This is a genomic window from Streptomyces sp. NPDC127108, assembly GCF_042677545.1.
Lineage (GTDB): Bacteria > Actinomycetota > Actinomycetes > Streptomycetales > Streptomycetaceae > Streptomyces.
This window is the reverse complement of record NZ_JBHXTE010000010.1, coordinates 144,167-164,268: the sequence shown is the minus strand read 5'-3', so window position 1 is coordinate 164,268 and position 20,102 is coordinate 144,167. Positions and strand designations below refer to the sequence as shown.

The window sequence follows — 20,102 nt, the reverse complement described above, 5'->3', positions numbered from 1 at the left end:
TGACAGGAGGCCGCCCCCGTGACCCGCCGCCCCACCTCCCGCACCCCGTCGGACCAGCCCGAACACCAGCCCGAGAGCACTCCCCCGCAGCCGGAACCGGCGCGGTCGACGAGGGCACCGAAGGCGGCCAAGAAGACGGCGAAGAAGGCTGCCAAGAAGACGGCCAAGAAGGTCGCCAAGAAGGTCACCGAGAAGGCGGCCAGGTCGGCCGAGGCCGCGGGGCCCGTGAAGGCGAAGAGCCGCAGGACCTCGACGCCCGCCGCCGAGGCGCCCCGCACGACGGCGACCGCGACAGCGACGGCCGAGGCGGCGCCCTCCCCCACCGCCCCCGCCACTCCCACCACCGCCGACACTCCCACCACCCCTGCCACCCCCTCCCCCTCCCCTTCCAAGTCTTCCGTCCCCGAATCCGACCGCGCCCGGCTGCTCGACGGGACCCACCACGACCCGCACTCCGTGCTCGGCGCCCACCTCAGCGGCGACGGCGTGGCGTTCCGCGCGCTGCGGCCGTACGCCCGTGCCGTGACCGTCGTCGTCGGGGAGCTGCGCGCCGAACTGGCCGACGACGGGGACGGGTTCTTCTCGGCCGTGGTGCCGCTGCGCGCCGTACCGGACTCCTATCGGCTGCGGGTGGCGTACGACGGGGCGGAGCTGGAGGTCCCCGACGCGTACGGATTCCTGCCCTCGCTCGGCGAGTTCGATCTGCATCTGCTCGGCGAGGGTCGGCACGAGCGGCTGTGGGACGCGCTCGGGGCACGGCCGATGACGCACCAGGGGGTGCGCGGCACCCGGTTCACGGTGTGGGCGCCGAACGCCCGGGGCGTGCGGGTCGTGGGGGACTTCAACTTCTGGGACGGCGTCGGCTTCCCGATGCGGTCGCTCGGCGGCAGCGGGGTGTGGGAGCTGTTCGTGCCGGGGCTCGCCGCGGGTGAGCTGTACAAGTTCCAGATCACGCGGCCGGACGGTGGCATGACGTTCCGCGCGGACCCGGTGGCGCGCCGCACGGAGGTGCCGCCCGCGAACTCGTCCGTCATCGATGAGTCGGCCCACGTGTGGGGGGACGAGGAGTGGCTGCGGCGGCGCGGCGAGACCCCCGTGCACGAGGCGCCGTTCTCGGTGTACGAGGTGCACCTGGCGTCCTGGCGGCCCGGGCTCTCGTACCGCGAGCTCGCCGACCAACTGCCCGCCTATGTGGCCGACCTGGGCTTCACGCACGTGGAGCTGATGCCGGTCGCCGAGCACCCCTTCGGCGGCTCCTGGGGCTACCAGGTCACCGGCTTCTACGCACCGACGGCCCGCCTCGGCTCGCCCGACGACTTCAAGCATCTGATCGACGCGCTGCACCGGGCCGGGATCGGCGTCCTCATGGACTGGGTGCCCGCGCACTTCCCGCGCGACGACTGGGCGCTCGCCGAGTTCGACGGGCGGCCGCTGTACGAGCACGAGGATCCGGCGCGGGCGGCGCACCCCGACTGGGGCACCCTGGAGTTCGACTACGGGCGCAAGGAGGTGCGCAACTTCCTCGTCGCCAACGCGACGTACTGGTGCGAGGAGTTCCACATCGACGGCCTTCGCGTGGACGCGGTCGCCTCGATGCTCTACCTCGACTACTCGCGGGAGCACGGCGAGTGGTCGCCGAACGAGCACGGCGGCCGGGAGAACCTGGACGCGGTGGCGTTCCTCCAGGAGATGAACGCCACCGTCTACCGGCGCTGCCCCGGCGTCGTCACCATCGCCGAGGAGTCCACGGCCTGGGACGGCGTGACGCGGGCCACCCATCACACCGGCCCGGGTGGCTTCGGCGGCCTCGGCTTCGGGCTGAAGTGGAACATGGGCTGGATGCACGACTCGCTGGGCTACATGTCCAAGGACCCGGTGCACCGCAAGCACCACCACAACGAGATGACGTTCTCGATGGTGTACGCGTACAGCGAGAACTACGTCCTGCCGATCTCGCACGACGAGGTGGTGCACGGCAAGCGGGCGCTGGTGTCGAAGATGCCGGGCGACTGGTGGCAGCAGCGCGCCGACCACCGTGCCTACCTGGGCTTCATGTGGGCCCACCCGGGCAAGCAACTCCTCTTCATGGGGCAGGAGTTCGCGCAGGGCGCGGAGTGGTCGGAGGGGCACGGGCCCGACTGGTGGCTGCTCGACCCGGCGTACGGCGCGGAGGCCGACCACCGGGGCGTCCGCGATCTGGTCCGCGACCTGAACGCCCTGTACCGGGCGACGCCCGCGCTCTGGCAGCGGGACACCGACCCGGGCGGGTTCGCGTGGGTCGACGGGGACGCCGCCGAGGACAACGTGTTCGCGTTCCTCCGCCATGACGCGCAGGGCGCGCCGCTGCTCGCGGTGTCCCACTTCTCGCCGGTGGTCCGGCAGGACTACCGCCTCGGCGTCCCCGAGGAGTACGCGGCCTGGCAGGAGGTCCTCAATACCGACGCCGCCCGGTACGGCGGCAGCGACGTCCTCAACCCCCACGCCCTCAAGCCGGACGCGACCCCGTCCCACGGCCGTCCCACGTCCCTGCGCCTGACGCTGCCCCCGCTCGCCACGATCTGGCTCCGCCCGGCCTAGGTCGGGCCCGACGCCGACGGCGCCGCCCCCGGCCGGGGGCGGCGCCGTCAAGTGCGGTGTCGTCAAGGGCGGTGCCGTCAGGCGGCGTAGCAGAGCGCCGCGGGCTCGGCCGGGGCCGAGGTGCGGGCCACGGTCGCGGGGACCGGCAGGGCGGGGCGGGGGGCGGCCGGGGCCTGGGTGCGGTTCCGGGCGAAGACGACGAGGCGGAGGACCACGAACCGCGCGACACCGGCGAGCGCGGAGGCGGACAGGTAGACGACCTGCTCGACGACCGCGCCGGGCGTCGCCACCAGCTGCTGCAGGACGAGCATCGCCGCGCTGGTCACCACGTACGCGGCCGCCGCGGACCCGGCCGACTGCGTGTGCTGGCGCCAGGTCGCGCGCCCGCCCGCGCCGAAGGTGAAGCGGGCGTGCAGCTCGGTGGCGAGGAGCGTGGAGACCACGGTGATCAGGGCGTTGGCCAGGACCCAGGGGATCCAGGAGGCGAGGGCCGCCACGGCGAAGCTGGAGGCGACTCCCACCCCGCCGCCGCAGAGCACGAAGCGGGCGAAGGCGGTGAAGGCGCCGGGTGCCGCCTGCTCCTGGCTCTGCGCTGTCTCCATGATCCGACCCCTTCGACTCACTCCGCGAAACGCGCGCCCCCCCGACCGTGCGGCCGAGGGGTGCGCTGCTCATGACGCCATCATGGCACACTCATGGCGCCATGGCGAGCCACTTATGGCACCACTGATGTCATCAATGGCGCCACGCCCCGACTGGTGTCATAAATACGCAGGTCAGCGAAGTGGCACGGCTTTGGCGCACTGGCGCCATCTGAGCCGACCGGGGCGTCCCGGTGGCACCATCCTCTGCCGAGAGCACCGTCCGGCGACATGGGGCTAGCCCCACCTGCAGGCGGCGGGGTGGCCGGATCGCCCGGAGGCACCACACCCGGACAAGCTGATTCCGGCGGTGATCATCCGCCGGTTCCGCACCTTTCCGGGAGTTGGCACATGCGTGAGCAGAGGCGACAGAGCGTTCATCCGGCCGGGCGGCGGCGCGTCGTGACGGCGGCGGCAGCGGCTGCGGTCGGCGCCCTTGTCGCGAGCGCACTGGCGCCGTCCGCAGCGACAGCGGCCACCAGGCCCGACCCCGTGCGGCAGGGCCTGAACAAACTCGTGCGCGACGACGGCGTGCCCGCGGCGCTGGCGAGCGTCAAGGACCCGGCGGGCCGCACCCGCACCTACACCGCGGGGGTCGGCGACCTCGCCACCGGCGCGAAGGTGCCCCGGGACGGCCAGGTGAGGGTGGGCAGCAACACGAAGGCGTTCACCGCCGTGGTCGTCCTGCAACTGGTGGCCGAGGGGAGGCTCCGCCTCGACGACCCGGTCGGCGAACACCTCCCCGGCCTCCTGCGCGGCGACGGCATCGACGGCGACGCCATCAAGGTCCGCCACCTCCTGCAACAGACCAGCGGCCTGCCCAACTACACCGAGTACGACCTCCCGCTCAAGCACTACGAGCCCAAGGACCTCGTCGACATCGCACTGAAGCACAAGGCGAACTTCGCGCCCGGCGCCAAGTGGCAGTACAGCAACACCAATTACGTCCTGGCCGGCATGATCATCGAGAAGGTCACCCACCACTCGTACGCCGAGGAGCTGGACCGCCGCGTCATCAAGCGCGCCGGGCTGCGCCACACCTACTTCCCCGCTCCCCGTGACGCCACCATCCGGGAGCCCCACCCCAAGGGCTACATCCAGGAGAAGCCGGGCGCGCCGCTGCGGGACGTCACGGAGATGGACCCCTCCTGGACCTGGGCGGCGGGCCAGCTCGTCTCCACCAACTCCGACCTCAACCGCTTCTACTCCGCCCTCCTGGGCGGCCGCCTCCTCAAGAAGCCCCAGCTGGACCAGATGCGCACGACCGTCAAGGGCGCCGACAAGACCTTCGGCCCCGGCGCCCGCTACGGCCTCGGCCTGGTCAGCAAGCCCCTCCCGTGCCGCCCCGGCGAGGTCTACTGGGGCCACGGCGGCAGCTTCCCCGGCTACGAGACCCGAGGCGGCGCCACACCCGACGGCCACGCGGCGAACGTGGCGATGACGACCCAGCCGACCGACAAGACGACAATCCCCCACGTGGACAAGGTCATCGAGAAAGCCCTGTGCGCCTGACTCCCCATCGCACCTCCCCCTCCAGGGCGCGACTGGTCCAACAGCAACACCCCACCCACCCACCCACCGCACCCTGCCGAACCACCGCAACACCGCACTCCCCGACAGTGCGACTGGTCCGACAGAAACGGGTGGGCGGGTGGGAAAAACCCGCCGCGCTAGCGGCGGGACTAAAGCAGCGACGCCAGGGCGTCCGGCAGCACCCCCGCCGAAAGGATCCCAAGCCGCTGCGTAGCCCGAGTAAGGGCAACGTACAGATCACTGGTCCCGTACAAGGCAGGCTCAACGACCAGCACTGAGTCGAACTCGAGCCCCTTGGCCTGCCGAGGATCGATGAGGACGACCCCCCGCGTCAGATCGACCTCGGCCCCGGGCCCAGGCACGTCCGGCAGCTTCCCCGCAAGGGCCCCGTGCAGCTCGCGAGGAGCGATCACGGCAAGCCGCCCCACCCCCGAGGCCTCCTCGGCGACGGCGTCAGCGACGGCGGCGGCGAGATCGTCGACCCGCCGCGCCCACGGCCGCACGCCAGTGCTCCGCACCGACGACGGCGGCTCGAACCCGGCCACCCCCGCGGCCCGCGGCACCCGCGCCGCGACGTCCATGATCTCGGCGGGCGTACGGTAGTTGACGCCGAGACGCGCGTACTCCCAACGGTCCTCGACGTACGGCGCGAGGATCTCGCTCCAGGAGCCGACGCCACCGGACTCGGCGGTCTGCGCCGGGTCCCCGACGAGCGTCATCGACCGCGTCGGACTGCGCCGCATGAGCAGCCGCCAGGCCATCGCGGACAGCTCCTGCGCCTCGTCGACGATGATGTGCCCGAACGCCCAGGTCCGATCGGCGGCGGCCCGCTCGGCGGCGCTGCGGTGGTCGGCCTCCTCCTGGCGCTCGGCCATCCGCTCGGCGTCCACGATGTCGTGCGCGAGCAGCACCTCGGCGCCGTCGGGGTCGGTCTCCTCCTTGTCCTCGAACTCGTAGGTACGGGAGGCGTACGACACGTCGAGCACACCCTGCGCGTACGCGACCTCGCGCTGCCACCGGGCCTCCGCGCGGGCGCGCGCGGCACTGTCGTCGACGCCGAGGAGCTCCGCGGCCTCGTCGAGGAGCGGTACGTCGGCGGACGTCCAGTCGGCACCCGGCGCCCGCCGGACCGCGGCGGCGTCCTCGTCGGACAGGTGCACGGGCTCGGCGAGGAACTCGGTGACGAACTGCTGCGGCGTCAGCGTGGGCCACAGCTCCTCGATGGCGGCGTGCACCTCGGCGCTGACGGCGACGGCCTTGCCGAGCTGGGCGATGTCGTCGGGCCCGAGGAAGTTGGGCCCGCCGTACGGGTCGTGGCCGATGCGCTCGGCCAGCTGCCGGGTGAGCGCGTCGATGACGTGGAAGGCGAACGTGGGCCGGGCGAGGTTGTGCGGCTGGTCCGCCGCGCGCGCCGCGTCCCGCGCCTCGTACGCGATCGACCAGTCGAGGACCAGCTCGCCGTCGTCGTGCTCGATGACCAACGGCGCCCCGGGCTCCGGCAGTCCCTGCCGGTCGCGCAGCGCCCGCGCGAGCACGTCGGCCATCTCCACCCGGCCCTTGACCTCGGCGGCGGCGGGCGAGTCGGCCCCGGTCGCGGTCACCCCGGGGAACAGTTCGCCGAGCGTCGCGAGCAGCACCCCGGTCTCGCCGAGCGCGGGAAGCACCTCGCCGATGTAGCCGAGGAACGCCGGGTTGGGCCCGACGACCAGGACGGCCCGCTTGGCGAGCTGCTCCCGGTGCGCGTACAGCAGGAACGCCGCCCGGTGCAGCGCGACGACCGTCTTGCCGGTGCCGGGCCCGCCCTCGACGACGAGCACCCCCTGGTGCGGGGCGCGGATCACGCGGTCCTGCTCGGCCTGGATGGTCTGCACGATGTCGTGCATGCGGCCGGTGCGCGCGGAGTCGAGCGCGGCGAGCAGTACCTCGTCGGCGTCGGCGGCCTCGTGCCCGGTGCGGGTGGTGTCGGTGAGGTCCAGGATCTCGTCGTGCAGGGCCGTGACCCGGCGGCCCTCGCTGGTGATGTGCCGGCGTCGCCGCAGGCCCATCGGGGTGTGTCCGGTGGCGAGATAGAAGGGTCGCGCCACCTCCGCCCGCCAGTCGATGACCAAAGGCGTGCGCTCGATGTCGGACGCGCGGATTCCGATGCGTCCGATGTGATGGTCCCGGCCGTCCCTGAATTCCAGGCGCCCGAAACAGAGACCGTTCTCGCCCGCGTCGAAGGCGGCGAGCAGTCCGGACTGCTCGGCCACCATCACATCGCGCTCAAGACGTGCCTGTGACCCGTTGCCCACCTGCGCCAATGACGCCTGTACGGCGGACTCGGCCTCCTCGCGCAGCGCGTCGAGGCGCGCGTACAGCCCGGAGACGAATTGCTGCTCTTCCCGCAATTCCTCGCTTGACAATTCAGCCCCTCGCCAGTTACAGTGCTCTTATACAGATTCCCGCGTTGCCCCCGCACGCAGAGATGCATGCGAATAGGCAGGGCTTCGCGAAAGAATCCAATATACGCAGAGAAAAGCCCCGGAGGTCAATTCCTCCGGGGCTTTTCTCATGAAGCGGCCCGCGGCCGGCCCGCCCGCGAGGACCGGCCCTGCTGCCGGGCTACAGCACCCCCGCGCCCGCCAGCTCCCCCACCAGCCGCCGCTTCGCCCGCGCCCCCACGACCTGCCACACCGGCTCGCCGTCGCGGAACGCCATCAACGTCGGCGTGGCCAGCACCCCGTACGCCGCCGTCGTCTCCGGATTGCGGTCCACGTCCACCTGCACCACCTTCAGCCGGTCCGCCTCCTCCCGGGCGATCTCGCCGAGGACCGGCGTGAGCTGCCGGCACGGCCCGCACCACTCGGCCGTGAACTGCACGAGCACCGGCCGACCCCCGGAAAGCACCTCGAACCCGAAGTCCGCGTCCGTCGCCTCACCGACACCCTCGGCCTTCACCACGCTCATCCCGCCACACCCCTCACGTCACTCGGTTCGCCGTCACTCAGTTCGCACCGGGGCTCCGGACCCCCCGGCGCCTCCGCGTCGGCGGCGAGCCCCGCCATCGCCTCCTCGGCCCGCGCCAACTGCGCGCCGACCTGTGCCCGCACGGAACTCAACTCGCCGATCAGCGCGTCGAGTTCACCGAGCTTGCGGTGGTAGACGGCGACGGACGCCGGACACGAGTCCCCGGCCGGATGCCCGGAGCGCAGACACTCCACGAACGGGCGCGTCTCCTCCAACTCGAACCCGAAGTCCTGCAAGGTCCTGATCTGCTGGAGAAGACGCACGTCGTCCTCCCCGTACGTGCGATATCCGTTGCCGTCGCGCCGCGCGGGCAGCAACCCGCGCGACTCGTAGTAACGCAGCGTCCGCGTGGTCGTCCCCACCCGGTCCGCGAGCTCGCCGATTCGCATGCGTCCGACGGTAATCCTTGACGTCGGGGTCAAGGCCAGCGCTCGGGACCGGGGAGGGGGCGGGACTCACGCGCCGGGGTTGCGGACCCCCTCGACCGTCGCCGTCCAGCTGTCCGCGCCGTGGCCCAGGTCCACCGCCCGCTTGGCGACGTCCCGCACCCCGCGCAGCACGGAGACGTCCAGGCCGCGGCGCTCCGCGGCGTGCAGGATGTGCTCGACGCCCTCCAGCTCCATGGCGAGGTTCCCCTGCTCGCCCGGGTACACGCCCGCGTCCACGTCCTTGGCCGTCTCGCCGATCAGCATCGCGAGGAGCGAGAAGTGGGACTGCAGGAACGGGGCGATCGCCGAGGCCGGGACGCCGTCCTTGGCGGCGAGGGCGTAGCCGTGCACCAGACCCGCCATCGACGTCCAGAAGAAGTCGAGCATCGACAGGTCGTACACGGCGGCGAGGCCGTGGTCCGCGCCGACGTAGGCGGACTGGCCGCCGAGGGACTTCAGGAGCGCCTCGTGCTTCTTGTACGCGGCCTCGTCACCGGAGTAGAAGAGCAGCGCCTCCGGGGTGCCGACCATCACGGTCGGGATCATGACCGCGCCGTCCAGATAGGCGATGTCGTGCTCGGCCGCCCACTTCGCCGCCGCGCGGGCACGCTCCGGGGAGTCCGAGGTGACGTTCACGAGGACGCGCCCGGAGAGGTCGGCGGCGAGCGGTTCCAGGATGGCCTGGGAGGCGTCGTAGTCGACGACGCACACGAGGACGAGCTCGCCCGCGCGCACCGCGTCCGCCGCGCTCGCGGCCCGGGTGGCGCCCCGGGCGACCAAGTCGTCGCCCTTGCCCGCCGAACGGTTCCAGATGGTCGTCGGGTGACCGGCCTCGAGGAAGGCCCCCGCGAGGGCCTGGCCCATGGCACCGAGGCCGAGGACGGTGACGGGGGTCGGGTTGTCGGAGGTCGGGGAGGGGGCGGAGTTCGTTTCGTTGGGCATGCCCCCATCCTTGGATCGCGCCACCCATCCCACAAGTACCTACTATTTGGTCAGGTACTCACCAAAAGGTAAGTAAGCCGTCTCGCGCACGCGTGAGGGCTCGTACTCCTGCGTGCCCACCGACTCCAGGGCCAGCGCGGCGAGCGCGCACCCGAGCCGCGCCGACCGGTCCGCCGGCCAGCCCCGCGCGACCCCCGCGAGATACCCGGCACGGAAGGCGTCGCCCGCGCCCGTCGGGTCGGCGATCCGGCGTGCGGGCACCGCGGGCAGGCGAAGCGGCGGCCTGCCCGCGCGGGCGATGCTCACGCCGTCCGCACCGAGCGTGGTGATCCAGGAGCCGACGCGGGTGAGGACCTCGTCCTCGCTCCAGCCCGTGCGCTTGCACAGCAGCCCCGCCTCGTAGGCGTTGGTGAACAACAGGCTTGCCCCGAAGACGAGTTGGCGGGTCTGGGTCTCGTCGAGCCGGGCGAGCTGCTGGGCCGGGTCGGCCGCGAACGGGATGCCGAGGGCCCGGCAGGTCGTCGTGTGCCGCAGCATCGCCGCCGGGTCGTCCGCGCCGATGTGCGCGAGGAGCAGGCCGCCGGGGCGCGGGACGAGGGTGGCGAGGTCGATGGCGCGGGCCTCGGTCATCGCCCCGGCGTAGAAGGTGGCGATCTGGTTCTGGTCGCGGTCGGTGGTGCAGACGAAGCGGGCGGTGTGCCGCTCGGCGCTGACGCGCACGCCGGAGGTGTCGACCCCGGCGGCGCGCAGGCGGGCGGCGTACTCGGCGAAGTCCCGCCCGGCCGCGCCCACGAGCAGCGGCCTGAGGCCGAGCCCGGCGAGCCCGAAGGCGATGTTGGCGGCCACACCTCCGTGCCGCACCTCCAGGTCGTCGGCCAGGAAGGACAGCGAGACGCGGTCGAGCCGGTCGGCGACGAGCTGGTCGGTGAACCGGCCGGGGAAGGTGAGGAGGTGGTCGGTGGCGATGGATCCGGTGACGGCGATCCGCGCGTCGGGGCCCGTCGGGGTCACCGCTCCCAGCGGCGTCGCGGGCAGGGCGTCGCCCACCGGGGCCCGTGTCGGGGCGGACACCGGCTCAGACCCCGGCCGCCGCGCGCAGCGCGACCGCGCGCAGCGCGTCCGCGCGGTCGGTGCGTTCCCAGGTGAAGTCGGGCAGTTCGCGCCCGAAGTGCCCGTACGCCGAGGTCTGCGCGTAGATCGGGCGCAGCAGGTCGAGGTCGCGGATGAGGGCGGCGGGACGCAGGTCGAAGACGTCGGCGATGGCCTGCTCGATGCGGGCCTGGGACACCGTCGCGGTGCCGAAGGTCTCCACGAACAGGCCGACCGGCTCCGCGCGCCCGATGGCGTACGCGACCTGCGCCTCGCAGCGCCGCGCGAGCCCGGCGGCGACGACGTTCTTGGCGACCCAGCGCATCGCGTACGCCGCCGAACGGTCCACCTTGGAGGGGTCCTTGCCGGAGAACGCGCCGCCGCCGTGGCGGGCCATCCCGCCGTACGTGTCGATGATGATCTTCCGGCCGGTCAGGCCCGCGTCGCCCATCGGCCCGCCGATCTCGAACCGGCCCGTGGGGTTCACCAGGAGCCGGTAGCCCTCGGTCCCGAGCTCCGTTCCCTCGTCGTGCAGTTCCTCCAGGACGTGGTCCACGACGAACTTGCGTATGTCGGGCAGGAGCAGCGCGTCCAGGTCGATATGGGCGGCGTGCTGGGAGGAGACGACGACGGTGTCGAGGCGCACCGGGCGGCTGCCCTCGTACTCGATGGTGACCTGGGTCTTGCCGTCGGGGCGCAGATACGGCACGGAGCCGTTCTTGCGGACCTCGGTGAGGCGGCGGGCGAGCCGGTGCGCGAGCTGGATCGGCAGCGGCATGTACGTCGCCGTCTCGTCGGTGGCGTAGCCGAACATCATGCCCTGGTCGCCCGCGCCGCCGGTGTCCACGCCCTGGGCGATGTCGGGCGACTGGGCGCCGATGGACAGCGAGACCCCGCAGGACGTGCCGTCGAAGCCCTTGGCGGAGGAGTCGTAGCCGATGTCGACGACGGCTTCGCGGACGAGCTGCGCCATGGGGGCGTACGCGGTGGTGGTGACCTCGCCCGCGAGGTGCACCAGGCCCGTGGTGACCAGGGTCTCCACGGCCACGCGTGCCCTGGGGTCGGCGCGCAGCAGGGCGTCGAGGACGGTATCGCTGATCCGGTCGGCGATCTTGTCGGGGTGGCCCTCGGTGACGGACTCGGAGGTGAACAGGCGGCGCGGCATGGACTTTCCTTTCGTGTCGGGGTGTTGAGGCGATTCCGGGTGTCGATGCGGACCCGGAGGTCGGTGGGGCGGCGGTCACAGCCAGGCGGCCGCCGCCCCGAGGAGCAGCAGGTTGCAGACGCCCTGCGCGACGGCGCAGGCGAGCGCGGAGCCGGTGACGGCTCTGAGGACGCCGAGGGCGAGGCCCATCAGGAACACCGAGGGCAGCAGCCCGCAGAGCACCTTCAGGTTGAACGGGTTGAGGCCGTAGTCGCCGACGTGGACCGCCGCCCACCCGGCGGCCGTGGTCACGACGGCCGCGTAGCCGCCCCAGCGCACCTCGACGGCCCGGTAGAGGACACCCCGGTAGCAGACCTCCTCCACCAGCGGGACGAGCACGCCGAGGGCGAGCACCATCGCGACGACGTCCGCCCAGGGCGCGCCCGGCACCATGCCCTCGAAGAGCTTCGGCATCCACGTGGTCCAGTTGTCGTCGCCGTCGCCGAAGGCGTCGCGGGTGGCGAGGAACGTCTGGCCGTAGACGACGGCGACCAGGGCGGTGCCGAGGACGGCGGGCACGAGGGCGAACCGGCGCACCCCGGCGGCGGCCCAGTCCGTGCGCGGCAGGACCAGGAGCACGGCCGCGCTCAGCGCCACGGAGAGGACCATCACCACGAAGGTGAAGGCCCCGGCGACGCGCACCGCCGCGAGCACCGCGAACAGTGCGGCGGCGGAGGTCACCGGGTACGCGGCGTGGTGCAGCCGCAGCCGGTCGAGCCTGCCGGGGCGGGGCGCGCCGGGGCGGGGCGCGCCGGGCCCGGGGGCCCCGGGTCCGGGCGTGCCGGATCCCGGGGTGCCGGGCTCGTCGTGGATCTCCAGCGTCATGCGCGTCACCCCGCCGTCGCCTTGTCCAGGCGGCGCCCGCGGACGCCGATGCTGGGCAGCCACCAGTTGTACTTGCGCAGGAGCAGCAGGGTGGCCGGGACGAAGAGCATGCGGATGACGGTGGCGTCCAGCAGGACGGCGAGGCCGAGCCCGGCGCCGTACTCCTGGAGCATCAGCGTGGACGACAGGGCCATCGTGCCGAGGCTGCCCGCCATCACGAGACCCGCCGCGTTGATGACGCGCCCGGTGTCGACGACGGCCCGCATGGTGGCCTCCTCCTGCGAGAGGCCGCTGCGCAGCAGGTCGCGGACGCGGGTGACGAGGAAGATCTCGTAGTCCATGCCGAGCCCCATCATCAGGACGGTGAGGAAGATCGGCAGATCGTCGATGATCGCCTCGCCGCGCCAGTGGTGGAAGATCAGCACGGTGAGGCCGACGGCCCAGACGTTGCTGAGCATGATGGTGGCGATCAGGCGCAGCGGTACGAGCAGCGAGCGCAGCGTGAACATCAGCATCACGAAGACGCCGACGCTGACGAGCGCGACCATCTGCCAGAAGCTGGAGCTGAGCGCGGACCCGTACTGCCGGTCGACCTGGGTGGTGCCGCCGACCTCCAACTCCCCTACGCTGCCGCCCGCTTCGGCGGTGACGCGTTCGACGCGGTCGACCGTGGCGCCGGCGGCCTTGGCGTACGGGTCGCCGTCGAGGGCGATCACGAAGCGCAGGGTGCCGTCGCGGGAGACGTAGTCGTCGAGGCGGCCCGCGTCCGCGAGCTGCCGGTCGGACCAGCGCGTACCGAAGGGGTGGGTCGCCGAGTCCACGGAGGCGACGCCGGGGACGGCGGCGATGCGGTCGGTGAGCCGGGCCACCGCCGTCTGCCCCTCGGGTGTGAGGCGTCCGTCGCGGACGACGCCGGACTCGGCGCGGCCGACGGCGATCGTCGGCATGACGGCCGCGTCGCCCCACTCCCGCGCGACGGTCTCGAAGCCGTCGCGGGAGTCGGTGGCCGGGCTGAGCGCGACCGGGTCGGACGTGGAGCGGTTCCCCGCGACGAGCAGGGCGAAGGGGATGGTCGCGGCGAGGAAGGCCACCACGATCCACACCTTGCGGCGGCGTGCGAACTCCGCCGTGCGGCGCAGGTGCTTGCCCATCGCACCCTTGTGCTCCAGGTCGGACAGCGGGTCGCGGCCCACCGCGAAGAACCGGTCGCCGAGCAGCACGAGCAGGCAGGGCGTGAGGGTGAGCGCGGCGGCGAGCACGATGGGGATGCCGATGAGGCCGCCGTAGCCGAGCGGCGGGATCCAGTCCACCGGCGAGAGCAGCGTCGCGCCGAAGGCGAGGGCCACCGCGACGGCGGCGAGCAGCATGCTCTCGCCCGCGTGCACGGTGGCGTGCACGGCCGCTTCGCGCGGCGGGCGTCCCGCGAGGCGTTCCTGCCGGTAGCGCGAGGAGAGCAGCATGCTGTAGTCGACGCCCGCTCCCAGCATCACGAACGTCATGATGGTGACAGTGAACTGAGTGAGCGTCACTTGTTCGCCGAGCAGCCGCAGCCCCGCCTGGCTGACGTTCATGGACAGGCCGATGACGGCGAGCGTGAGGATCGCGGGGACCAGAGCGCGGAAGAACACCAGCAGAATGACGAAGATGATGACGTACGCCACCGACTCCATCAGCGAGTTGTCGGCCTCCGCCTGCTCGTACGTGTCGTGGATGAGGGCGAGTTCCCCGGTGACGTGCACCTCGGCGGACTTCCCGAGGCCGCTGTCGGCGAGCAGCTCGCGGGCGGTGTCGCGCAGCCACTCCACGTCCGGGTCGGCGCCCGCCTTGTCCGTGTAACTCACGGACGCGAGGGCGGACTTGCCGTCATCGGAGATGAGCCGCGCGACCGCGTCGCCCGGCACCGGCAGCGGGTAGCCGCGCCAGTCGGTGGCCGCCGCGAACTTCCCCGCGATCCGGGTGACGGCGGCCTTGCCGGACGCCTCGACGGCCTCCCCGGCGGGCCCGGCGAGCGCGGCGGGGATCCGGCCCTTTTCCCGCTCACGGTCCACGTACGCGCGCCGCCCCTTCGCGTCGTCCGCCGCGGCCCGGGCCCCGTCGCGCATCTGGGTGAGGAACGCGGCGGTCGCGTCCCGGTACAGGGTGTACGCGGACGACGTGCGCTCGACCTCGCCGGTGCCGCGCAGCTTCGCGATCCTGCCGTCCAGCGCGGCGAACAGGGACCGCACTTCACCGGCGCGCACGTCGGGCGCCTCGACGACGACGGTCACCTCCCGCTCGGAGCGGTGCGGGAAGGCCTTCTTCGTCAGCTCGTCGGCGCGGGCGCTGCTGGTGCCGGGGACGACCTTGGACGCGCCCTGGTCGGTGAGGACCGAGTCGAGGCCGAGGGCGTAGGGCGTGCACACGGCGATGAGCAGCGCCCACACCGCGATCACGGTCTTGGGCCGGGCGGCCAGTCTCTCGGCGAAGCGGTGCAGGGCCCGTTGCACGGCGCCGCGCGCCGGGCCGGGACGGGCCCGGTCGCCGTCCCCCGGCGGCGGTGTCGACGCGGGCGGTCCCGCTGCCCTGGTCGGGTTCGTCATGCGACGCCGGCCTCCTCGCCGGTGCGGGCCCCGTGCCGGGCGCGGGGGGCCACGGGCTTGGCGCCGGTGACCACGACGAAGGTGTGCTGGATGTCCAACGCGCCCTTGCGGGCGAGGAGTTCGGCGAGGGCCGCCTCGACGCGGTCGAGGACGAGCTGCTGGCGTCCGTTGTCCACGGCGGTCTTGAAGCCCGCGGCCGCGCCGGATCGCTGCACCCACTCCAGGACGGCCGCCGGGGTGTGCGCCGGGATGATCTGGGCGCCGTCGCGCTGCCCGGTGACGGTCAGGCCCGCCTTGCCGAACCAGCCGGCCACCGCCGCCGCGTTCTTCGGCAGCGACACCCGGATGAGGCTGGTCAGGAGCGAGGGGTCGTCGGCGAAGACCCGCTCCAGGCCCTCGGTGAGCGCCTGGTGGGCGTCGGCCCTGGTCTCGATGACCATGACCCGGCCGCCCGGCCTGAGCACCCGCACGATCTCCGCGAGCAGCCGCGTCGGCTTCGTGTAGCAGATGGCCCAGCCCACCACGACCAGGTCGGCGCTCTGGTCGGGCTGGGACCGGATGAACGCGTCCATGTCGTCCACGAACAGCCGGACGTCCAGACCGGGCCTGCCCTCGGTGAGCGCGTCCACCTTCCGCCGGGCGACGTCCAGCATCCCCGGCGACTTGTCGATGGCCCGCACGGAGCCCTTGCCGTCGAGCCTCCGGATGATCTCGGCCGTCAAGTGCCCGGTACCACAGGCGAGTTCGACGACCCGGTCACCGGGCGCGATGGGCACCTCGGCGAGGGCCGCGGTGGAGTGCCCGCCCATCACCGGGCTGAAGAACGTGTCGTAGTCGGAACTGGCCGCGTCGTAGTCCGCGGTCGGATCGGCATGCGCCCGATTCAACGCGAGACGCAGGGCACGGGCGGCTAGACGTATGCGGGACATGTGCGGCTCCCTGGGTGAGTTCTCGGTGGTGGTCGGTGGGGTGGTGGTCGGGCGATTCGTGTGCGGGCGGGTGGTGGGTCGGCGGGGTGGTGCGGGTCCCGGCGGTGGGCGGTACGTCGGCGGGCTGGTGCCGGTCCCGGCGGTGGCGGTACGTCGGCGGGGTCGGCGCCCGCACTTGTGGTGGCCGTGCTTCGGCGCGCCGGTCTCCGTCCTTGCGGTGGGCCGTACTTCGGCGGACCGGGGTCCGCCGTCGCGGTGGCCCCTGCGCAAGCGGTCGGGCGTCGGAGGTCCGGGTCCGCGCGGGGCCAGGCACCGGCGGTCCGGTCCCCGCGCGGAGGTCGTGCGTCAGCGGGACGGTCTCGGCGCCGGGGCCGCACGGGCGAGGTACAGGAGTCCGGCCGCGCAGGCCAGGGCGCCCGCCGCGCCCTGCGCCTGCGGCAGCCACCAGGCGGCGGTGAGGGCGCCCGCGGCGAGGGCGACGACGGTCTGGGCGGCGTACCGGGACACCACGGCCCCACCGAGGCCGGACACCCGCGACGCCCCGGGCGCCGCTGACACCCCAGGCGCCGCTGACACCCCGGGCGCCGCCGATGCCCCGGACACCCCGGCCATCCCCGACACCGCCGGTACCCCGGACACCCCGGACACCCCAGCCACCGCCGCCACGCCCACGAACCCCACCCCCGCCCCGCACACGCACAGCGCCGCCACCGCCGCGGCGACCGCTCCCCCGCCGCCCGCGCACAGCAGCGCCGTGCCGAGGACGAGGAGCGCGGCGGCGACAACGGGGCGGAGGTCGCCGCCGCGCGGACCAAGGGCACTGCGGTGGGCGACACGGCTCCGGCCGACGAAGCCGCCCCGCCGGGCCAGCACCGCGCCCGCCGCGAGCGCGAGGGCCCAGCCCAGCAGCGAGAGCCTCGGCACGCCGGGGCCGCCCGCCGGGTCGAAGCAGGCCGCGGCGGACACCCCGGCCGCGCCCGCCGCGGCGACCAGGGCGAGACCAGGACCGGAGGAGTCGGCGCCCCCCGGACCCACGCGCCCCGCCTCAGCCGAGGAGTTCACGCCACGCTCACCGACGAGGCGACCCGGTCCCCGGCGCGCCGCAACTCCGGCTCGGAGCCGAGGACTTCGACGACGCGGTCGAGCTGGGCCCGGGTGTGGGTGGCCATGTAGCTGGTCCGCAGTCGGGGCGTGGCGGCGGGCGGGAGGACCGGGTTGACGTAGACGCCCGCGCGGACCAGGCGTTCCCAGATGGCGAGGGTCCCGGCGGCGTCGGGCACCGGCACGGGGATGATCGGCGTGGTGCTGTCGCCGGTGCCGACCCCGGCGGCGGTGAGCCCGCGCCGGACGTGGTCGGCCTTGGCGCGGACGTCGGTGGTGAGGTGCGGTTCGGCGCGCAGTATCCGCAGCGCGGTGAGCGCGGCGGCGGTGCTCGTGGGCGTCATGGAGGCGCTGAACATCAGGCTGCGGGCCTTGTGCTTGAGGTAGTGGATGGCTTCCTCGCTGCCGACGACGGCGCCGCCGAGGGAGGCGAGGGCCTTGCTGAAGGTGACGGTGATCAGGTCGACCTGGTCGGTGAGGTCGAAGTGGGCGGCGGTGCCGCGGCCGCCCGCGAGGACGCCGAGGCCGTGCGCGTCGTCGACCAGGAGCCGGGCGCCGTACTGGGCGCAGACCTTGGTGATGGCGGGCAGGTCGCAGATGTCTCCTTCCATGGAGTAGACGCCGTCGACGATGACTAACCGGGCGGCGCTGTCGGGCAGTTGCTCCAGGGTGCGCCGCAGGCCCTCCGCGTCGTTGTGCGGGAACCTGCGCACCTTGGCGCCGCTGAGCCGGCAGCCGTCGACGAGGGAGGCGTGGGCGTCCCGGTCGACGACGGCGTAGTCGCGCGGGGTGAGCAGTCCGGCGAGGGCGCCGAGGTTGGCCTGGTAGCCGGTGGAGAGGACCAGGGCGGCGGGCTTGCCGAGGAAGTCGGCGAGTTCGGCCTCCAGTTCCTCGTGCAGGTCGGTGTTGCCGTTGAGGAAGCGGGATCCGGTGCTTGAACTCCCGTACCGGTCGAGGGCGGCGCGGGCGGCGGCGTGGACACGCGGGTCCGCGGTGAGGCCCAGGTAGTTGTTCGAGCCGCACATGATCAGTTCCCGTCCGCTCCTGCGCACGGTCGCTCCCTCCTGGCCGGCGAGCGGCAGGAAGTAGGGGTAGAGACCGGCCTTCATCAGGTCGGACGCCTCGGTATAACTCGCGCAGCGGGAGAATAGGTCGGGCGGTTCAGATGCATTGAACATTTATTTCCCTCTGTGAATTCAGGCGCATCACGGAAAGCAAAGCGGCACGGTACGGCCGCACCGGATTCAGAGATGCGCGCAGGACTTTGCATGCCACCGGATTCACCTGGGCACGGGCAGACACAGGCGCCCTCGGCGGAAACATCCGAAGCATGGGAGCGAACCGGTACGGGCATCCGCGGCTGCCGCAGCGGACTCGAAAGGTCGCCTTTGACCTGGGCAGATACCGGCCCCTGCGGGCAGCGTGAAGCCCGCGGGCAACGGGCGTCAGGGGCCCGTCCACCGGCTGACACAGAGAGTTAATACGCAGATGACTCGAACATGCAGCCCCCGATTGATGATCAATTCTGGCCGGGATTCGTCGATCGAATCAGCCAGGCAGCGACTTTAGACAACCTTCGACGAAAGCGTCAACCAATCTTTTGACCAACTCGGTGCGGTGAAATGCAGAATTAACCGTTCCGCTTCCCCCGCGCCCCCCGCGGAATGCTCACGCACCCCGCTCTCGGGCCATGCTAGCCTGCATTCGACCGTCCAGACGGTCGGAAACTCGGAACATGACCACGGAAAACAAGATCAGCGATCTTTTGAAAGTGATCAGAGAAGAAGAACGACCGGCTACCGAAAGACGGTGTGAGGCGTGCGCAACCGGCTCCTGAACGCGGCGGAGAGACTCCTGGTCAAGCAGGGTGTGGACGCCATCCGCCTGGACGCGGTGGCGGCGGAGGCAGGCGTCAGCAAGGGTGGCCTGCTCTACCACTTCCCGACCAAGCTGGCCCTCGTACAGGGCGTGGTGGAGCGGCTCGCGGACCGCTTCGAAGAAGTACTGCCCGGCCCGGACGCGCCACCGGGCGCGTTCGCGCGCGCCTGGCTGGACGCCTCGATCCCGGCCGACGCCCCCGAGGGCGAGGCCACCGCGTCCGACTCGGTCCCGGTCGCCCTGCTCGCGGCGGCCAATGGCCCGGAGGTGCTCGACATCCTCCAGGAGCGTTATCGGACCTGGCAGGCGCGCCTGGAGCAGGACGGTCTGCCCCCGGGCGTCGCCACCCTCGTCCGCATGGCCGTCGACGGCTGGTGGACCGCCCGCCTGCTGGGCCTCGCCGACCCCAAGGGCGAGGACCACCGCCGACTGCGGCGACTGCTCACCGACTTGACCGAGGAGCCCGGCTTGCCCGAGCAGACCACGAAGACCGACGCGGCCGACGTGGCCGACGAGACCGGCCCGACCGTGGGGACCGACCTGACCGGGGAGGCCGGCTGATGGGCATCCTCCTGGTCGCGGGCGCCATAGTCTCCGAGATCGCCGCCACCCTCTCCCTGCGCGCCTCGCACGGCCTCACCCGCCTCTGCCCGAGCATCCTCGTGGTCCTCGGCTATGGCGCCGCGTTCGTGTTCCTCGCCCAGGCACTCAAGACCCTCGACGTCGGCCCCGTGTACGCGGTGTGGTCCGGTCTCGGCACGATCGGCGCGCTGGTCGGCGGGGTGCTCCTGTTCGACGAGAGCGTCCGCCTGGCCACGGTCGCGGGCGCCCTGCTCATCGCGCTCGGAGTGGCGGTCATGTATGTGGGCGGAGGCCTGGAGCACTGATGGTCCAGGCGACGCCACAGCCACGCACCGACCGTCCCGCCACCCCCGGTTTCACCGCCGTCAAGGTGGCGATGCTGGTCACCGACGTCGGCTTCCTCGTGTACTGGAGCGCGGCACTCCTTGGCCTGATCCCGGCCGAGTACGCGTACAAGGACTACGACGATCCGGTGATGAGCGACTGGAACTACTCGTTCCTGCCGCTGGACGTCGCCGCGAGCGCCACCGGACTCGCGTCCCTCTACCTGTGCCGCCGCGAGCGCTGCGACGACCGCCCGCACCGGATCGCCTGGCGCCCCCTCATGCTGGTCTCCCTCACGCTCACCAGCACGGCCGGGCTCCAGGCGGTCGTCTTCTGGGCGCTGCGCGGCGACTGGTCCCCGACGTGGTGGATCCCGAACCTGGCGCTGCTCCTGTTCCCCGTCCCGGCGATCGCGCGACTGCTGCGCCAGGAGGGTCCGGCGGCGCGGGTGCGGTGAGCGGACC

17 protein-coding genes are annotated in these 20,102 nt (G+C 72.6%); 5 read left to right on the top strand and 12 right to left on the bottom strand.

The features are described 5' to 3' along the window. The first annotated feature begins 18 nt into the window (after nucleotides 1–18). Nucleotides 19–2,577, top strand: coding sequence for a 1,4-alpha-glucan branching enzyme (gene glgB, locus ACFVHO_RS11145; protein ID WP_385712374.1), 2,559 nt, complete (start codon nucleotides 19–21; stop codon nucleotides 2,575–2,577). A 77-nt stretch (nucleotides 2,578–2,654) separates the two neighbouring features. On the opposite strand, the gene ACFVHO_RS11140 is transcribed toward glgB, so the two are convergent. After that, nucleotides 2,655–3,179, bottom strand: coding sequence for a GtrA family protein (locus ACFVHO_RS11140; RefSeq protein WP_385712372.1), 525 nt, complete (start codon nucleotides 3,177–3,179; stop codon nucleotides 2,655–2,657). Nucleotides 3,180–3,569: 390 nt separating this feature from the next. Here ACFVHO_RS11140 and ACFVHO_RS11135 point away from each other — a divergent pair, with 390 nt between their 5' ends. Then, a complete protein-coding gene (locus ACFVHO_RS11135; RefSeq protein ID WP_385712370.1) occupies nucleotides 3,570–4,730 on the top strand; it encodes a serine hydrolase domain-containing protein in 1,161 nt (386 codons plus the stop codon). A 170-nt stretch (nucleotides 4,731–4,900) separates the two neighbouring features. Here the strand turns inward: ACFVHO_RS11135 and ACFVHO_RS11130 are convergent, their stop codons facing one another. The 11 genes from ACFVHO_RS11130 to ACFVHO_RS11080 form a co-directional block, all read right to left on the bottom strand. Next, the gene (locus ACFVHO_RS11130) at nucleotides 4,901–7,153 is read right to left on the bottom strand and encodes a HelD family protein (protein ID WP_385712368.1); all 2,253 of its coding nucleotides are present in this window, start codon (nucleotides 7,151–7,153) and stop codon (nucleotides 4,901–4,903) included. A gap of 199 nt (nucleotides 7,154–7,352) precedes the next feature. Next, nucleotides 7,353–7,697, bottom strand: a complete 345-nt coding sequence (locus ACFVHO_RS11125; RefSeq protein WP_385712366.1) for a thioredoxin family protein — start codon at nucleotides 7,695–7,697, stop codon at nucleotides 7,353–7,355. Continuing rightward, on the bottom strand, nucleotides 7,694–8,146 hold the full coding sequence (locus tag ACFVHO_RS11120) for a MerR family transcriptional regulator (RefSeq protein WP_385712364.1): 453 nt from the start codon (nucleotides 8,144–8,146) through the stop codon (nucleotides 7,694–7,696). Before ACFVHO_RS11120 ends, ACFVHO_RS11125 begins: the two co-directional genes overlap by 4 nt. 66 nt (nucleotides 8,147–8,212) lie before the next feature. Beyond that, complete coding sequence (locus tag ACFVHO_RS11115; protein ID WP_385712362.1) at nucleotides 8,213–9,127, bottom strand: NAD(P)-dependent oxidoreductase; 915 nt, start codon at nucleotides 9,125–9,127, stop codon at nucleotides 8,213–8,215. Between the two features lie 42 nt (nucleotides 9,128–9,169). Continuing rightward, nucleotides 9,170–10,111 carry a carbohydrate kinase family protein gene (locus ACFVHO_RS11110; protein ID WP_385712430.1) on the bottom strand — a complete coding sequence of 314 codons (942 nt, stop codon included), beginning with the start codon at nucleotides 10,109–10,111 and terminating at the stop codon, nucleotides 9,170–9,172. 91 nt (nucleotides 10,112–10,202) lie between these two features. Then, complete coding sequence (gene metK, locus ACFVHO_RS11105) at nucleotides 10,203–11,381, bottom strand: methionine adenosyltransferase (RefSeq protein WP_385712360.1); 1,179 nt, start codon at nucleotides 11,379–11,381, stop codon at nucleotides 10,203–10,205. 75 nt (nucleotides 11,382–11,456) lie between these two features. Then, entirely contained in the window at nucleotides 11,457–12,245 is a 789-nt protein-coding gene (locus tag ACFVHO_RS11100; protein ID WP_385712358.1) for a CPBP family intramembrane glutamic endopeptidase, read from the bottom strand. 5 nt (nucleotides 12,246–12,250) lie between these two features. Beyond that, complete coding sequence (locus ACFVHO_RS11095) at nucleotides 12,251–14,824, bottom strand: MMPL family transporter (RefSeq protein ID WP_385712356.1); 2,574 nt, start codon at nucleotides 14,822–14,824, stop codon at nucleotides 12,251–12,253. Beyond that, nucleotides 14,821–15,753 carry a class I SAM-dependent methyltransferase gene (locus ACFVHO_RS11090; protein WP_385712354.1) on the bottom strand — a complete coding sequence of 311 codons (933 nt, stop codon included), beginning with the start codon at nucleotides 15,751–15,753 and terminating at the stop codon, nucleotides 14,821–14,823. Before ACFVHO_RS11090 ends, ACFVHO_RS11095 begins: the two co-directional genes overlap by 4 nt. Before the next feature lie 345 nt (nucleotides 15,754–16,098). Further along, nucleotides 16,099–16,815: a hypothetical protein gene (locus tag ACFVHO_RS11085; protein ID WP_385712352.1), complete on the bottom strand. Its 717-nt coding sequence runs from the start codon at nucleotides 16,813–16,815 to the stop codon at nucleotides 16,099–16,101. After that, on the bottom strand, nucleotides 16,812–17,963 hold the full coding sequence (locus tag ACFVHO_RS11080; protein WP_385712350.1) for an aminotransferase class I/II-fold pyridoxal phosphate-dependent enzyme: 1,152 nt from the start codon (nucleotides 17,961–17,963) through the stop codon (nucleotides 16,812–16,814). The genes ACFVHO_RS11085 and ACFVHO_RS11080 overlap by 4 nt, the downstream gene beginning before the upstream one ends. Before the next feature lie 709 nt (nucleotides 17,964–18,672). Between ACFVHO_RS11080 and ACFVHO_RS11075 the strand changes: the two genes are divergently transcribed. Genes ACFVHO_RS11075 through ACFVHO_RS11065 form a run of 3 tightly spaced genes read left to right on the top strand, consistent with a single transcriptional unit; the run spans nucleotide 18,673 to nucleotide 20,095 of the window. Then, on the top strand, nucleotides 18,673–19,293 hold the full coding sequence (locus ACFVHO_RS11075) for a TetR/AcrR family transcriptional regulator (protein ID WP_385712348.1): 621 nt from the start codon (nucleotides 18,673–18,675) through the stop codon (nucleotides 19,291–19,293). Further along, nucleotides 19,293–19,619 carry a DMT family transporter gene (locus tag ACFVHO_RS11070; RefSeq protein ID WP_385712346.1) on the top strand — a complete coding sequence of 109 codons (327 nt, stop codon included), beginning with the start codon at nucleotides 19,293–19,295 and terminating at the stop codon, nucleotides 19,617–19,619. Before ACFVHO_RS11075 ends, ACFVHO_RS11070 begins: the two co-directional genes overlap by 1 nt. After that, the gene (locus ACFVHO_RS11065; RefSeq protein ID WP_385712344.1) at nucleotides 19,619–20,095 is read left to right on the top strand and encodes a DUF5360 family protein; all 477 of its coding nucleotides are present in this window, start codon (nucleotides 19,619–19,621) and stop codon (nucleotides 20,093–20,095) included. The genes ACFVHO_RS11070 and ACFVHO_RS11065 overlap by 1 nt, the downstream gene beginning before the upstream one ends. Nucleotides 20,096–20,102 lie beyond the last annotated feature (7 nt).